General features: G+C 72.4%; 15 protein-coding genes. 4 read left to right on the top strand and 11 right to left on the bottom strand.

Annotation, left to right across the window (positions count from 1 at the left end; all coding sequences use genetic code 11):
• Nucleotides 1–68 precede the first annotated feature (68 nt).
• The 10 genes from ACYVD5_RS11220 to ACYVD5_RS11175 form a co-directional block, all read right to left on the bottom strand.
• Nucleotides 69–530 (bottom strand): DUF1707 SHOCT-like domain-containing protein, encoded by a 462-nt coding sequence (locus ACYVD5_RS11220; protein WP_461000916.1) that lies wholly within the window; start codon nt 528–530, stop codon nt 69–71.
• A 33-nt stretch (nt 531–563) separates the two neighbouring features.
• Nucleotides 564–992: a DUF1707 SHOCT-like domain-containing protein gene (locus ACYVD5_RS11215; protein WP_461000919.1), complete on the bottom strand. Its 429-nt coding sequence runs from the start codon at nt 990–992 to the stop codon at nt 564–566.
• Between the two features lie 255 nt (nt 993–1,247).
• Entirely contained in the window at nt 1,248–1,697 is a 450-nt protein-coding gene (locus tag ACYVD5_RS11210) for a DUF1707 SHOCT-like domain-containing protein (RefSeq protein ID WP_461000915.1), read from the bottom strand.
• A gap of 144 nt (nt 1,698–1,841) precedes the next feature.
• Entirely contained in the window at nt 1,842–2,672 is an 831-nt protein-coding gene (locus tag ACYVD5_RS11205; protein ID WP_461000914.1) for a 3'(2'),5'-bisphosphate nucleotidase CysQ family protein, read from the bottom strand.
• Complete coding sequence (locus ACYVD5_RS11200; protein WP_461000913.1) at nt 2,669–3,703, bottom strand: ATP-grasp domain-containing protein; 1,035 nt, start codon at nt 3,701–3,703, stop codon at nt 2,669–2,671. Before ACYVD5_RS11200 ends, ACYVD5_RS11205 begins: the two co-directional genes overlap by 4 nt.
• 354 nt (nt 3,704–4,057) lie before the next feature.
• A complete protein-coding gene (locus tag ACYVD5_RS11195; protein ID WP_461000912.1) occupies nt 4,058–4,687 on the bottom strand; it encodes an HAD family hydrolase in 630 nt (209 codons plus the stop codon).
• Between the two features lie 176 nt (nt 4,688–4,863).
• Entirely contained in the window at nt 4,864–5,400 is a 537-nt protein-coding gene (locus ACYVD5_RS11190) for a YbhB/YbcL family Raf kinase inhibitor-like protein (protein WP_461000911.1), read from the bottom strand.
• An 85-nt stretch (nt 5,401–5,485) separates the two neighbouring features.
• A complete protein-coding gene (locus ACYVD5_RS11185; RefSeq protein WP_461000910.1) occupies nt 5,486–6,232 on the bottom strand; it encodes a PIG-L deacetylase family protein in 747 nt (248 codons plus the stop codon).
• Between the two features lie 165 nt (nt 6,233–6,397).
• Entirely contained in the window at nt 6,398–7,660 is a 1,263-nt protein-coding gene (locus ACYVD5_RS11180) for an MFS transporter (protein ID WP_461000918.1), read from the bottom strand.
• Between the two features lie 224 nt (nt 7,661–7,884).
• On the bottom strand, nt 7,885–8,919 hold the full coding sequence (locus tag ACYVD5_RS11175; protein ID WP_461000909.1) for an NAD(P)-dependent alcohol dehydrogenase: 1,035 nt from the start codon (nt 8,917–8,919) through the stop codon (nt 7,885–7,887).
• 300 nt (nt 8,920–9,219) lie between these two features.
• On the opposite strand from ACYVD5_RS11175, the gene ACYVD5_RS11170 reads away from it, so the two are divergent.
• The 3 genes from ACYVD5_RS11170 to ACYVD5_RS11160 all read left to right on the top strand — a co-directional run bounded on the left by ACYVD5_RS11170 (nt 9,220) and on the right by ACYVD5_RS11160 (nt 12,941).
• Nucleotides 9,220–10,461 (top strand): phospholipase D-like domain-containing protein, encoded by a 1,242-nt coding sequence (locus tag ACYVD5_RS11170; RefSeq protein WP_461000908.1) that lies wholly within the window; start codon nt 9,220–9,222, stop codon nt 10,459–10,461.
• 79 nt (nt 10,462–10,540) lie between these two features.
• Nucleotides 10,541–12,205 (top strand): sensor histidine kinase, encoded by a 1,665-nt coding sequence (locus ACYVD5_RS11165; protein ID WP_461000907.1) that lies wholly within the window; start codon nt 10,541–10,543, stop codon nt 12,203–12,205.
• A gap of 73 nt (nt 12,206–12,278) precedes the next feature.
• Nucleotides 12,279–12,941: a response regulator transcription factor gene (locus ACYVD5_RS11160; RefSeq protein WP_461000906.1), complete on the top strand. Its 663-nt coding sequence runs from the start codon at nt 12,279–12,281 to the stop codon at nt 12,939–12,941.
• Between the two features lie 89 nt (nt 12,942–13,030).
• On the opposite strand, the gene ACYVD5_RS11155 is transcribed toward ACYVD5_RS11160, so the two are convergent.
• On the bottom strand, nt 13,031–13,642 hold the full coding sequence (locus ACYVD5_RS11155; protein ID WP_461000905.1) for a TetR family transcriptional regulator: 612 nt from the start codon (nt 13,640–13,642) through the stop codon (nt 13,031–13,033).
• A 102-nt stretch (nt 13,643–13,744) separates the two neighbouring features.
• On the opposite strand from ACYVD5_RS11155, the gene ACYVD5_RS11150 reads away from it, so the two are divergent.
• On the top strand, nt 13,745–14,578 hold the full coding sequence (locus ACYVD5_RS11150; RefSeq protein ID WP_461000904.1) for an SDR family NAD(P)-dependent oxidoreductase: 834 nt from the start codon (nt 13,745–13,747) through the stop codon (nt 14,576–14,578).
• Nucleotides 14,579–14,615 lie beyond the last annotated feature (37 nt).

Below are 14,615 nucleotides of genomic sequence, written 5' to 3'. Positions count from 1 at the left end.
GCCGGCCGCCGACCCTCGCCGGTGCGCCCGCGCCCCGCGGCCGTGGGCGGCCACCTGCGGCCGGACGGCTACCGGCCGTCGTGGTGGTGCCGTTCGCCGGGGGTGCCGGCGATCGCTCCGGCCAGGGTGAACAGGAACATGAACCCGATGGGGATCATCGGCCAGAACAGCAGCGGCTCGGTGGCGAGGATGCTGGTGACCCCCCAGATGCCCACCAGTATCACCGAGACGGCGGCCAGGCCCCGCCACGGCTCCAGCCGGTCGCGCCACTCGGGGCTCATCCGTTTTCCGCGGTGCGCGGGCTGTTCGGCGGGCTTTTCGGCGGGCACCGGCGGTGGCTCGGGGAGGTCGCGGGTCAGCGGCCATAGCTCGCCCATGGTTTTGGCGTGCATCGCCGTGTGCAGCCGGTCCTGGTATTCGGTGAGGTCCAGACGCCCTTCGCGCAGGGCGATCCCGAGGCGTTCGGCGCAGGCATCGCGGTCTGAATCGGCCGCCCGCATCTGTTCGGGGGGCAACTGCTGTTCATCCATGCTCGTCGATCCCTCCACCCGGAGCGGTGACGCTCAACTGCGGGACCCGGAGCTTTCATCGGGCCAGATGGCGGCAGCGACCAGGATTGCGGCCCAGATCCCCAGCGGCACCAGCGGCCAGTACGGCAGCAGGTCACCGCCCATGATGCTGGTGACGCCCCAGATTCCGCTCATGATGACGGCGCCGCCAAGCCACCATCGCCATTCGTCTACCCAGTCCTTCCACGGCGATGCCAGCGCAGCGCGGTTGGCCCCGGCGGGCTCGGTTTCGGAGTCGTCGCGCTCGACCGGTGCGGGAGGCTCCGGGAGATCCGCGGTGAGTGCCTGCAGCTGACCCAGCAGGACGGCGCTCATCGCCTCGTCCAACCGGCGTTCGTATTCGGCCAGGTCGAGCCGGCCTTCCGAGAGCGCGGTCGCGAGTCGTTCGGCGCAGGCATCCCGGTCGGCATCCGAAGCGCGCATCCGGTTTTCCGGGACGCGTTCGTCGTCCAACGCCCACCCCCTGCCGCACGATGATGGGTTTTTCACAATACGCCGCCCGCGCGTCAGAGAAAAGCGGCGCGGACGCCGGTTGGCACGGCAGGGCTGTGCGGTGGGCCCGGCGTTGCGCGGTGTGGAAGCGGCGGGCACGGACGGTGATCCGCGGCCCGGTTGCGCGGGGCCGCGGCGGCCGGCGGCGGTGTGCGCGGGAGGCGGTACGGCACTCCACCGGCGCGGTCAGCGGCGGCAGCCGCCCGACGACAGCAGCACGGCTGCCCAGATACCCAGCGGCAGCATCGGCCAGAAGCCGTCGAACTCGCCGGAAACGACGCTGGTGACCAGCCAGATACCGATCATGATGACCGCGGCGCCGGTCCAGGTGCTCCACTTGCCGGATTGCTTCGGCCGGGTCGGCGCGTTCTCCTTGGCGGTCTGGCCGAGGTCGACGGGCTCGTTGGCGGCGGGAGCGGTGGCAACGGACGGGCCGGAGGGGTCGGCGGGCAGGTCGGTGGTCAGCGGCGCGAGTTCGCCTACGGTGACCGCGGCCATCGCGGAGTCGAGGCGGCTCTGGTACTCGGGCAGGTCGAGTCTGCCCTCGGACAGAGCGGTGGCGAGTCGGCGTGCGGTGGCATCGCGATCGGCATCTGCGGCGCGGAGTTCCGCATGGGGTGTGGAGCCGGTGCTCATGGTCGCGCCTCCTTCCTGCTCGGTTTTGAGCTTAGACGTACCCGGCCGTGCCGGGGATCCCCCTGCCGGGTGGATTTCCGGGCCGGCGGCTAGAACTTAAGTAGCAATCCGGCCGCCGGCCCGCCGCGTGCCTGCCGGCCCCGCCTACGCGCCCCGGCGGCCCCCGCCGCGGTGCCAGGCGGCGACGGCGGCGCACGTGGCCTCCTCGGCCGCGGCGATGACACCGGTGCCCTCGAATGACCCGGTGTAGTCGAAGGGGCTGCCGTCCAACCGCGCCAACGCACCCCCCGCCTCCTCCAGCACGAGTGCCGGCGCGGCCACGTCCCAGTCGCGCACCGGGACGTCCTTGACGAACAGGTGGGCGCCGCCGTCGGCGATCCGGCACAGCTTCAGCGCGATGCTGCCGGACTCCAGGTACCCGCTGCACCCGAAGGCGCCGTGGACGGCGCGGGCGATCCCGCGGGGCTCGGGGGTGTTGTCGGTGAGCACGCCCGCGCCCGCGGCCGGCGCCGAGGCGGCCAGGCGCGCGCCCCCGGCGGTCGCGCCGCCGCCGCGTACGGCGGTGTAGCACCGGTCGGCCTCGGGGACGCAGATAGCGGCCACGACCGGCCGGGACCCGGCGATCAGCGCCGCCTGGGTGACGTAGCCGGCGAAACCGTGCACGTAGCTGGCGGTGCCGTCGATGGGATCGATCAGCCAGTACACATCCGGGCGGGGGCCGCCGCGCCCCGCGGGGTCCTCCTCGCTGAGGACGGGCACGCCCGGCTCGATGCGGTGCAGCCGCGCGCTCAGTTCCTCGTGGGCCATGGTGTCGGCACGCGCCTTGAACTGGTCGCCCTCCCAGGTGCCCGATGTCGCCGCGGAGTCGGCCCGCCAGCCGCGCAGCAGCGCGCCGACCTCGCGCACCGCACGCCGGGCCGGGGCCAGCAGTGCGCCGGTGCCGGGGTCGGCGGCTGCACGCGGTGCGCCGGTCACGGGCTCACGCCCACGGCCGGTTCGGCCGCCGCGGGGGCGGCCGGGCTGATGCCGGTGGCGGTGAAGCGCTGCTCGTCGATGAACTCGTCGGCCCACCGGCGCACCATGACCACGCCTTCCCGCCAGTCGTCGGCCAGGTGCGGCCCGCCGCCGAGGGTCTGGCAGAGCAGGCCGCCGACCTCGTCGACTCCCGCGGCCAGGGTCAGCGGCGCCGTGGACGAGAAGCGCGGGTTGATCTCGAAGATGCGCGGCTCGCCGTCGGAGTCGAGCGCGAGCTGCACGTTGAAGGGGCCGTCGGCGCGCAGTTCGCGCTGTACGGCGCGGCACACCTCGATGACGCGCTCGTTGCGGCGGGTGACCGCGTACTGGGTGACACCGCGCTTGAGCACGATCTCCTTGGGCACGACCGCCTGTACGGTGCCGTCGCGCCAGGCCACGACCGAGACCGTGTACTCGGTGCCGGCGGCCTGTTCCTGCACGATGAGTTCGTCGGCGGGGCGGTCGGCCCGGGCCAGCACCTCGTCCAGTTCCCGGCCCGAGCCCAGGCGTACGACGCCGCGGCTGCCCCGCCCCGAGCGCGGCTTGACGATCAACGGCGGCCCCGGCGGATCGGTCCACTCGGTTGCCAGGCCGGTGCGTGGCACGGGCAGCCCTGCGGCGGCCAGGCGGCGCATCAGCGCGTATTTGTCCAGGCAGGTGGCGACGAACCCGGGGCGCGGCAGCAGCACCGCGATGTCGTCGTCGGCGAGCCGGGATACGGTCATCAGCTCCTCGTCGACCAGGGGGACGACGGCGCGGGCGCCTTCCTTGAGGCAGATGCCGCGGATCTCGGCCAAGTAGGACTCGCAGCTGCCCGGCGGGACGAGGTAGCAGCGGTCGGCCAGGTAGAGGCCTGGCGCGGTGGGGTCGATATCGGTGGCCACCACGCGGTAGCCCCGCCGTTGGAGGTGCTGGATGGTTCCGGGGGTTTGGGGGGCGCCTGCGGTGGTGACGACGACGGTGGGCTGACGGGAGTGCTCTGCAGCGGACACCGATTGACCTTTCCGTTGCGGTCGGCTGGCGGCGCGATCGGCTCGGGGCTGCTGGGACGCCTTCCGCGGCGCAGTGCGCGCAAGCGCCCCCCGGCGGGGCGGCGCGCCCCCGGGCTGGGTGATCCGTCGTATCGAGCCTAGACCGCCGGGGCGGCCGGTATCGGCAGGTGGCCGGTTCCGGTTTCCAGGACAACCGGAACCGGGTCTGTGGCGTAGTGTCCCGGTCTGCGCCTCCGGTGGTCGGCGTGTCACGGCCGGTGCGACCTGGTGGCCGGGGGCTCCGGATCGGCGTGTCGCGGGCGGTCGTTCCGTTGGCGCGCAGGCCGAGGTACCGGGCGCGGGCGCCGGAACCGGTCAGGAGGTGCCGAGGAGCCCGTGCTCGGCCAGGAACGATTCCAGGTCGCCGGTGCCCGCGTAGTGGTGGGCGACCATGCCCAGACGCTTGGCGGCCAGCACGTTCTCTTCGCGGTCGTCGACGAAGGCGGTGCGTTCGGCAGCGCTGCCGAGCTCGCGGAGCACCTGTTCGTAGATCCCGGAGTCGGGTTTGCAGATGCCGAGTTCCGCGCTGAAGAACAGCGCTTCGAAGCCCAGCAGCACCGGCGAATGGCGCAGCGCGGCGGCGATGTCCAACGGTGCGTTGGACAGCAGCGCCAGCCGCACGCCGTTTCCGGCCAACCGGTGGAGGATGCGGACGGAGTCCACGCGGACATGGATCCAGGAGCCGACGTCCAGCGCCCACAGCTCGTGCACCGCGGCTGCGTCCCAGTCGGCGCCCACGCGCCGGGCGATCCGCCCCCAGTACTCAGCGGCGCCGATACCGCCGTCGTAGGCGCGGCGCTCCTGCCAGTAGGCCGACCACAGGTCGTCGGCAGGCACACCGGCCACCCGTTCCATCGCGGCCTTGTCCTCGGGCGGGGGCGTTTGGGAGATGACGTCGCCGAAGTCGAAGACGACCACATCGATGGCTGAGTTGTCCGGACCCATGTTGGTGTGAACCCCTGTCCGTGGTGGAAGATCCCGTTGCCGCGCAGATTTCAGGTTGCGACAGGCAACGAAGAGCGCGCGTGGGAAATACGGTATCCGCGAAAGGTGAATGCCGGCCGAACACCCGGCGGGGGCGCCCCTGCCGGGACACCCCCGCCGCGGTTGGCCCGCTGCCGCTACTTCTGCTCGTAGACCGGCGCGATCACGGCCCGCCCGATCGCGTGGAAGAACAGGTTGAAGCCGAGGTACGCCGGCGAGGCGCTCTCGTCGATCCCCAGCGACTCCACGTCGACCGCGTGCACCGCGAACATGTAGCGGTGCGGGCCGTGGCCCCCGGGCGGGGCCGCGCCGATGTAGCGGCGGGCACCGGCATCGTTGCGCAGGGTGAGCGCGCCCGCGGGCAGGCCCGAACCGGACTCGTCGCCGGCGCCGCTGGGCAGCTCGGTCACGGTCGCCGGGATGCCGCAAACCACCCAGTGCCAGAACCCGCTGGCCGTGGGCGCGTCGGGGTCGAAGCAGGTGACCGCGAAGCTGCGGGTGCCCTCGGGAAAGCCGCTCCAGGACAGGTGCGGCGAAACGTCCTCGCCGCCCGCGCCCATGATGCCGCTGACCTGGGCCATGGGCAGGGTCCGCGCGTCGGCGACGTCGTTGCTGGCGACGCTGAACGACGGAACGGCGGGCAGGAATTCGTAGGGAGATGGCGGCTGTGCCACGTCGGTCCTCCTGGAGTGGTCGGTTGGCGGGGGCGCGGCCCCGCGCCTGCTACCCCCAACGAATACCGCCTGAACGGCGTGTCCGCTAACGGGTGTCGACGTGTTGGAACGACTCCGCCAGCCTGCCCTCGGCGAGCCCTCCAGCGGCGGCGTTGCCCGCCAGCCACTGGCGCAGCATCCCGGCCAGCTCATTGACATCGCTGATCTGGCTCGCGTGGCAGGACAGCGCGGCCAGCTTGCGGTCGAAGACGTCGGTGATGTCGCTGAACCGGTCGGGAGAGGGCCCGTGGACCAGCCACACCTCGGGCACCTTCCAGGGCTCCAGCCCTTCGGCGGTGAGCAGTTCGGAGTGGGCGTGGGGGTTGCGGGCATCGGGGTAGACCGCGTTGATCCCGGCCTCGCCGGTGGCCAGGTGGTCGGGGTGGCTGGCCGCGATGCGCGACCAGTCGCGTTCGGGGCTGGGGATGACCACGCGCTGGGGGCGGACCCGGCGGATGACCCGGGCGATGTCGCGGCGCAGCTCCAGACTCGGCAGCACCCGGCCGTCGGCGTAGCCCAGAAACCGGACGTCGTGCACGCCCACCGCCGCGGCGGCCTTGCGCTGCTCGCTGCGGCGCAGTTCGGCCATCCCGTCGCCGTCGAGGGTCCGTTCGTCGCCGCCCGCCTCGCCGTCGGTCACCATCAGGTAGGTGACCTCGACTCCGGCGTCGGTCCACAACGCGATGGTCCCTGCGCAGCCGAAGTCGACGTCGTCGGGGTGGGCCATGACGACGAGCGCGCGTTCGATCCCGCTCAGCCCGGTCGTGCCGGCCGCTTCGCTGTCACCCGGCATGGGCGCCTCCTTCTGCTCATGTGTGCCGCGGCCGGTTGCCGCGGCACTCCCGCGATTGCATCAGCATCGGCGGAGCCCGGCTGATTCCGCACCGCGCCCCACGGAAACGGCCCAACCCATAGCTGTCCATAACCGCCTGCAGCCGCCTACAAGCCGCCTTTGCGGTCACCCCCGCCGCACCGCCCGGGCCGCGGCCGTATAGGGCAGCGCGGCCAGCACGAACAGCATGCCGGGACCCAGCCACTGCGACCCCAGGCCGTAGGCGGCGAACGTGAGCACGGCCGCGGTCTCGGCGCCGAACCCGGCGAAGGAGGAGACGGTCGCCCGCGCGTCCTCGCCGACGCCGTCCTGCAGCCGCGCTTCGGCCGCCGCCTTGGCCCACTCGGTGACGCCGAAGGTGACCGCCAGCAGCGCCAGCCCGGCCGGATGGCCCATGGCCGCGCCCGCGGCCATGCAGCAGGCGGCGGCCACCAGCGCGGCCCCGGTGCGGTGGGTGTACCGGCCGGCGAACCAGCCGCCCGCGGCGGCGCCGGCCGAGACGGCCAGCAGGGCCGGCGGGACGGCCGGCGTGCTCAGCCCGGTCGACCGCGCCAGCAGCGGCAGGTACTCGTCCATCGAATCGGCGGTGCCCATCAGTACCGTGAGCAGCAGCAGCGCTCCCCGGGCGGGCCGGGAGGCGCGGACCTCGCCCAGACCGCCGCGGAGCACGCCGACCGCCTCGGCCGCCGCAGAGCGCAGCGAAAGCCCGGCTTCGCGCACCCGCCCGGTGCGCCGCGCACGTCCCGGGCGCCTTGAGCGCCCGCGGCCGCACCCGCGCTGAGCCGCCCGCTCCCGTTCGGCCCCGGCGGGCAGCGCCCGGCCCACCAGAGCGCCCGCCAGGGTCGCCAGTACGCTCGCGGCACCGGCCGCCGCGTAGCCGCCGGCGGCCAGGACCGGGCCTGACAGCGCCGTCGCGGCCATTACCGCGACGATGCCTGCGGTGCGCGACCGCCCGATGAGGCGGGTGTAGGTGCGGGTGACCCAGGCGGCAGCGGGCTCCGCACCGGCCGAGCGGCCACTGAGCGGCCCGGCCGGTGCTGGGGCGGGCGCGGCGCCGTCCGGTGCGCCGCGCGGTTGGTTGGCGATGTGCACCAGTTCGGCGTATACCAGCGCCTCAAGCGCGCCGGAGCGCATGGCCGAGCCGACTCCCCACAGCACAAAACCCGCCGCAAAGGCGGGATAGCCGGGCGCGAGGGTCCACAGCGCGAAACCGGTGCCGTTCAGCAGCGGCGCGGCGGCGACCAGAGCGCGGCGGGAGCAGAGATCGGCCAGCACACCGGAAGGGAGCTCCAGCAGGATCCCGGTGAGCGACCACAGCACGAACAGCGACGAGATCTGCGCGGGGCTGAGCCCGGAATCGGCGAACAGCAGCGCATAGACCGGGTACAGGAGGACGAGGTCCTCAAGGAACGTGTAGGCGTAGAGCCTGCGCGCGAGCCGGGTCTCAGGTGCGGGTCAATGTCGTCGTGCCATGTGCCCCAGTTTAGCCGGGGACGTGTTGCGGTGCACCGCCCTTTTGCGGTTGTTCCGCATGTGTTGCTGGTTTGCGCCCGTTTTGGCTCCGCCGGGTACCCGCCTGGTTGCCGCCCGATGCGCCTACGGCCCGCGCCGCCTCACGGCACGACGACCGCCCGCCCCTTGATGAGGCCGGCCTTCATCCGCTCGTAGACGTCGGGTCCGCTTTCGAGTTCGTAGCGCTCCACGTGCACGTCCACCACTCCCTGCCCGGCCAGGTCGATCAGCTCGATCAGCTCCGAACGGGTGCCCCAGTAGGTGATGCCGGCCCGCGCGCCGTAAGGGACCGTGCCGAAGGCGACCTGCACGGAGCCGCCGCCGATCCCGACCAGGTTGAGGTCGCCGTCCATCGCGACCATGCGTTGCGCCAGCGCGGTGGTCGCGCCCGCGCCGACGAAGTCGAACACGGCGGCGGCGCCCTGCCCGCCGGACAGCTCCCACACGGCCTCGACCGCCGATTCCTCGGAGGGCAGCGCGTGCTGCGCGCCGCTGCTGCGGGCGAGTTCCAGGCTTTCGGCGCGCACGTCCAGCGCAACCACCCGGGTGGCGGTGAGCTGGCGCAGCAGCTGGATGGCGATGTGCCCCAGCCCGCCGACACCGATCACCACGGCGGTGCTGCCCGCTGTGAGCTTGCCCAGCGACCGCTTGATCACGTGGTAGGGCGTGAGTCCGGCGTCGGTCAGCGACACGGTCTGCACCGGGTCGAGGGAGCCGATGGGCACGACGTGCCGCTCGGAGCCGACGAGCAGGTATTCGGCCAGGGCGCCGTCGCGGCCCAGCCCCGGCGGGAAGATGTCGAGCGCACCGGTGTAGGGGCAGTAGTTCTCGCGGCCTTCGGCGCACACGCGGCAGACTCCGCAGCCCCACGGGCCGTAGACCGCGACCGAGTCGCCGACCGCGACCCGCGAGACACCGGCACCCACGGCCTCCACCAGCCCGGCGCCCTCGTGGCCCAGCGTCATCGGCAACTCGAAGGTCAGCGCATCGGCCGGCCAGCTCATCACCTCCAGGTCGGAGTGGCACACACCTGCGGCGGTGACCTTCAGCAGCAGCTGGCCCGGACCGGGCTCGGGCACGCCGACGTCGACCAGTCGGGGCTTCTCACCCACATTGACGTACTGCACCGCGCGCACGGTGCCTCCCTTCGTCGGGTCCGCCGGGCAGGCGCACCCGGCGGCGCAGCAGAGGGCCGCGCCCGACCATCATCGGATCCCGCCATCTGCGGAGCACGCAGCAACGCCGGTGCAGGTCAGGGCGTTGTTCGGGGAACCGTCGCCGCGGGGCGCGGGGCACCGTCCAGGGCGCGTAAGGGCACGAGCGTGCACAGGCGCCGCCGCGCCTGCCGGGCGTGACCAGGGCGGCACGGTACCGTGGAGAGTCGGCAAGAGCCCGATCGGCACCGGACCGCAAGACCCGGGACTGGAGACAGCACGATGCAGCGGAAACGCATCTCTGTGACCACCGTGGTCGTGCGCACGCTGCTCGGTATTTTCGCGGCCCAACTCGCGGTGGTCGCCGGGCTCATCGGCATCAACCAGTGGCGCAAGCGCGTCCGGCCGCTGCGGGCCGACTTCCCGCGCACCCCGCCCAAGGCGGTACCGGTGGGCGAGAACGAGCTGACCACCTACACCTACGGCGAAGACCTCTACCGCGACATGCTCGAGGCCATCCGCGGCGCGCGCCACCGCATCATGTTCGAGTCCTACATCCTCAAGGGCGACGCAACGGGCCGGCAGTTCAAACGGGCACTGATCGAGGCCGCCGAGCGCGGTGTCGACGTCTACGTCATCTACGACTCCTTCGCCAACCTCGTCGTCCCCCGCAGGTTCTTCGCCTTCCCGCCGGGTGTGCACGTGTTGGCCTACCCGCTGCTGCGGCCCGGCGTGCTGCTGCTGGACCTGCGCAAGGGCGGCCGCGACCACCGCAAGATCCTCGCCGTCGACGGCCGGGTCGGCTTCGTCGGGGGCTACAACGTGGGCTCGGTCTATGCCACCCACTGGCGCGACACCCACCTGCGCGTAACGGGTCCCTCGGTGTGGGAGCTGGAGAACGCGTTCCGCGACTTCTGGAACATGCTGCGCGGCGAGGACCAGCCGCTCATTCCCGATACCGGCACCCCGGAGTGGGCGTCCGACATCCGCGCCCACCGCAACGTCCCCGAGCAGCTCATCTACCCCATCCGCGGGATGTACCTGGAGGCCATCGACCGGGCGCGCGAACACGTCTACATCACCCAGGCCTACTTCATCCCCGACAACGAGATCCTGCGCGCCCTGATCAGCGCCGCCCGGCGCGGGGTGGACGTGCGCATCCTCGTACCGGAACGCTCCAACCACATCGTCGCCGACTGGCTCTCCCGCGGGTTCTACGGCGAGCTGCTGCGCGGCGGCGTGCACCTGTGCCTGTACCAGGACGCCATGGTGCACGCCAAGACCGCCACCATCGACGGGCGCTGGTCCACGGTGGGCACCGCCAACGTCGACCGGCTCAGCCTCACCGGCAACTACGAGATCAACGTGGAGGTCTTCGACGACGGCCTGGCGGCCCACCTGGAGCACGTGTTCGCCAAGGACTCCACCAACACCCGGCTGCTCACGCTGGAGGAGTGGACCGGGCGCTCGCTGGTGGCCAAGTTCAGCGAGCTGGTGCTGGTGCCGCTGCGCCCGCTGCTGTGAGCGGCGGTGCGGGGCCGGGCCCTATTCACCACTTTCGGCAGTGCCGCCACAGGTGGCGTGAACGATAGCGTCGGCAGACATGGGTCAGCCGGGTTCCGCCGCCGTTCGTGCGGTCAGCGAGCTGCTTCGACCGCTCAGCGGTCCGCCCACGTTGCGCACGGCCCTTGCGGATCTGCTGCTGGTGGGCGTGCTGAGCCTGCCGCTGCTGCTGGAGCTGGTCGCCCGGGTGGCCGACACCGCCGCCGATTCCGTCACCGCCACCCTGGCCACGCCGGCCGAGACCGCGATCGGTATCGCGGTCCTGGCCGTCGGGGTCCTGCTGAGTCGGCCCTATCCGCTCGCGGCCGCCGTGCTCGTCCTGATCCTGTCGAACTCCATGATGCCGCCCCTCGCGCCGGCGCTGTTCGTGCTGTGCTTCCTGCTGGGGTGGCGCGACCCGCGCGCGTGGCCGGCCGCCGCGGCCTGCGCCGCGGCCGCGGCGGCGCTGCTGGTGGCGCTGGTCGTGTCCCCGGAGCTGCTGTTCGACGTGCCGGGCATGCTGCTCACCTATGTGTTCACCATCGCGCTGCCGTGGATGGCCGGCAGCTACTGGCGCCAGCGCAAGAACCTGGACGAGGCGGGTTGGGAACGGGCCCGGCAGCTCGAACGCGAGCAGCGCATCGCCGCCGAACAGGCCCGGCTGCGCGAGCGGTCGCGCATCGCCCAGGACATGCACGACTCGCTGGGCCACGAACTGAGCCTGATCGCGCTGCGCGCCGGCGCCCTGGAGCTCGCCCCCGACATGGCCGAGCGGCACCGCAATTCGGCCGGGGAACTGCGCGAAAGCGCCACCACGGCCACCGAGCGGCTGCGCGAGATCGTCGGTGTGCTGCGGGAGTCCGGCGAGGCCGCGCCGACCGCCCCCGCCGGCGAGGAGATCGCCGAAGTGGTGGAGCGGGCGCGGCACTCCGGTGTCGACGCGGTCCTGAAACGCAGCGGCACCTGGGACGGTATCGGGCCCATGGTCGACCGGGCCGCCCACCGGGTCGTGCAGGAAGCGCTGACCAATGCCACCAAGCATGCGCCGGGAGCCCCGGTGCGGGTGCTGCTGGAGCGCTCCGCCGCGGAAACAACCGTCACCGTGTACAACGGCGCGCCGCCCCGGCCGCCGGCACAGCGGCCGGACGCCGCAGGTGGGGGGCACGGCCTCGTTGGGCTTACCGAACGCGTCAGGCTGGCCGGGGGGACCCTGGAGGCGGGCGCGCGCGGTGGGGGATTCGCGGTCGTCGCGCGGTTCCCGGAGCGGGGGAGCCCTGCCGGCGCGGCCGCCGCCGAACCGGCCGGGGAACCGGTGCCTTCCGCGGCCGACGACCACATGCGCGCCGCCCGGCGGGGGCTGCGGCGCCGCACGGTGCGCATGGTGGTTGCGGCCGCGGTCCTGCTGATGTGCGGGAACGCCTTTGCGCTGGGCAGCACCTACCTGCGCTTGGACTCGGCCACGCTGGACCCCGCCGACTACGCGCGGTTGCGGGTGGGCGCGCCCGCCGGGAACGTGGAGCCGCAGTTGCCCTGGCAGCAGTACGATTCTGCCGCGGACCAGGACGACAGCGCAGCCGCCGCCCGCTACGACTGCCGCTACTACCGTTCGCACCACGGTTTCCCCAACGGCGAATACAGCGTCTACCGGCTGTGCTTCGGCGGCGGCGAACTGGTCTCGAAGGACTCCCTGCCCGAGCTTGGGCACCATCCCGGCGCCGGACCATAGCAACGCCGAACCGCGTGGCGGGGGCGGGCGGCCCGGCGGGGAAGTACGGCGCGAGAGAGGACGTGGACCCCGAATGATCCGGGTGGCGCTGGCCGACGACGAGGCGATGATCCGCGCGGGTGTGCGGGCGATCCTCGAGACCGACGAGCGGATCGAGGTGGTCGCCGAGGCGGCCGACGGCCGCGAGGCGATCGAGGTGACGCGCTCGCACCGCCCCGATGTCGTCCTGGTCGACATCCGCATGCCGCGGCTCGACGGCCTCAGCGCCGCCGCCGAGATCCGCCGCGAGGTCCCCGACACCGCAGTGGTCATCCTGACGACGTTCGACGAGGACGCCTACATCGCCCGGGCGCTGAACGAAGGCGCAGCCGGCTTCCTCCTCAAAGCGGGCGATCCGCGCGAACTGGTGGCGGGTGTGCATGCGGTTGCCGATGGCGCGGCTTATCTGGCGCCGCGGGTTGCCCGCCACGTCATCGACCAGATCAGCGGCGGCGGCCGGATGGGCCGCGGCGCCGAGGCCCGCTCGCGCACCGCCGAACTGACGGCGCGCGAGCGGGAGGTGCTCGCACTGCTGGGCGCCGGCCTGTCCAACGCGGAGATCGCCCGCCGGCTGTACCTGGTCGAGGGCACGGTCAAGAGCTACGTGAGCACCATCCTGAACCGGCTGGGCATGCGCAACCGGGTGCAGGCCGCGATCCTCGCCTACGAGGCGGGCCTGGTGGAGTCGGAGTCGTAGCGGGCCGGCCGCCCCTGGACGGTGGCGCCCGGCAGGGTTGTCGGCAGGCCCGGATCCCGCACGGCCCTGTGGCGAGCGCGTTCCGCGAGTCAGGCGCGGGGGCCGACCGTGGCCATGGCGCGGTCGATGGCGGCGGCGAAGGAGCCTTTCGCGCCGGAGGCGAGCCAGGAGTGCTGCGCGGCCACGAGGCAGCCGAACGCCGCTGCGGTCAGTGCGCGCGGAGTCGGGTCGTCGGCGGCGTAGGGGGTGCCGGCCGTCTCGGCGCGTTCGAGTAGTTCGGCGACGACGGCGTCCTGCATGTGCTGCAGCTTCTGGAGGTAGCCGGCGAGCAGCGCGGGGGTTTCGAAGACGACCCGGTGGATGGGTTCGACCATCTCTTCGCGGCCCGGTGTCTCGGCGATGGAGACCAGCACGCCGAGCACGCGGTGCAGCGACGTCCAGACCGGCTCGTCGGCCGGGCGTGCGCGCAGGGCGGTGAGCATGTCGTCAACGACGGCGTCGAACTTGGCGAGGACGATCTCCTCTTTGGTGGCGAAGTAGCGGAAGACGCTGCGCTGGGACATGCCGACGGCCGCCGCGATGTCGTTGACGGTCGTGGCCTCGAAGCCGCGCTCGATGAACAGCGCCTCCGCCGCCCCGACGATCTCGTGCTGCACCGCCCGGCGGGTGCGTTCCCGGAGACCGGGGGGTTTCTCGTTCATGATGCAGCAAGGTTAGCACGAGACGCCAAACGTGTCGGTCGCTGACAAGCTAGACGTACACTGTTGCCAGTAGCGGGATGTCTCCGGATCCAGAGGAAGAACATGAACCAGACCAAGACCATCGTCATCACCGGTGCCAGCGACGGCATCGGTGCCGCGGCGGCCCGCCGGCTCCACCGGGACGGCCACCGCGTCGTCATCGTCGGCCGCTCACCGCAGAAGACCCGGGCCGTTGCCGGCGAGCTCGGTGCGGACCACTACCTCGCCGACTTCACCCGCCTCGACGAGGTGCGCAAGCTCGCCGCCGAACTGAACTCCGCGTACCCGCGGATCGACGTGCTCGCCAACAACGCCGGCGGCGTCTTCGGCAATCCGGCCAAGACCGCCGACGGGTTCGAGATGACCTTCCAGATCAACCACCTGGCGCCGTTCCTGCTCACCCGGTTGCTGATGGACACGCTCACCGCCAACGGGGCGTCGGTGATCCAGACCTCCAGCGTGGGCGCGCGCATGGCCGACACGCTCGACACCGACGACCTCGACCACGACCGGAACTTCGACCCGGTCCGGGTCTACAACGCGGGCAAGCTCGAAAACGTCCTGTTCACCAAGGAACTGCACCGCCGGTACCGCTCCCAGGGGCTCTCCGCCGCAGCGTTCCACCCGGGCAACGTCGCGTCGAGCTTCGGAACGCAGTCCGAGAGCCGGCTGATGAAGTTCATCACCACCAACCCCATCAGCCGCGCGACCATCCTGACCACGCCGGAGAAGGGCGCCGACCAGCTCGTCTGGCTCGCCGAGGGCCGGCCCGGCACCGACTGGACATCCGGCGCCTACTACGAGAAGCGCAAACCGGCCAAGCGCGAGAACCCGCAGGTCCACGACGCCGACCTGGCCCGCCGGCTCTGGGACCGTTCCGAGGAACTGCTGGGATGAACACACCGGAGACCGGCGCGCGGCCCGCCTCCGCCCG

Source organism: Streptomonospora sediminis (assembly GCF_054778995.1).
Note: the sequence above shows the minus strand (reverse complement) of the source record. Positions and strands in the feature narration are given on the sequence as shown.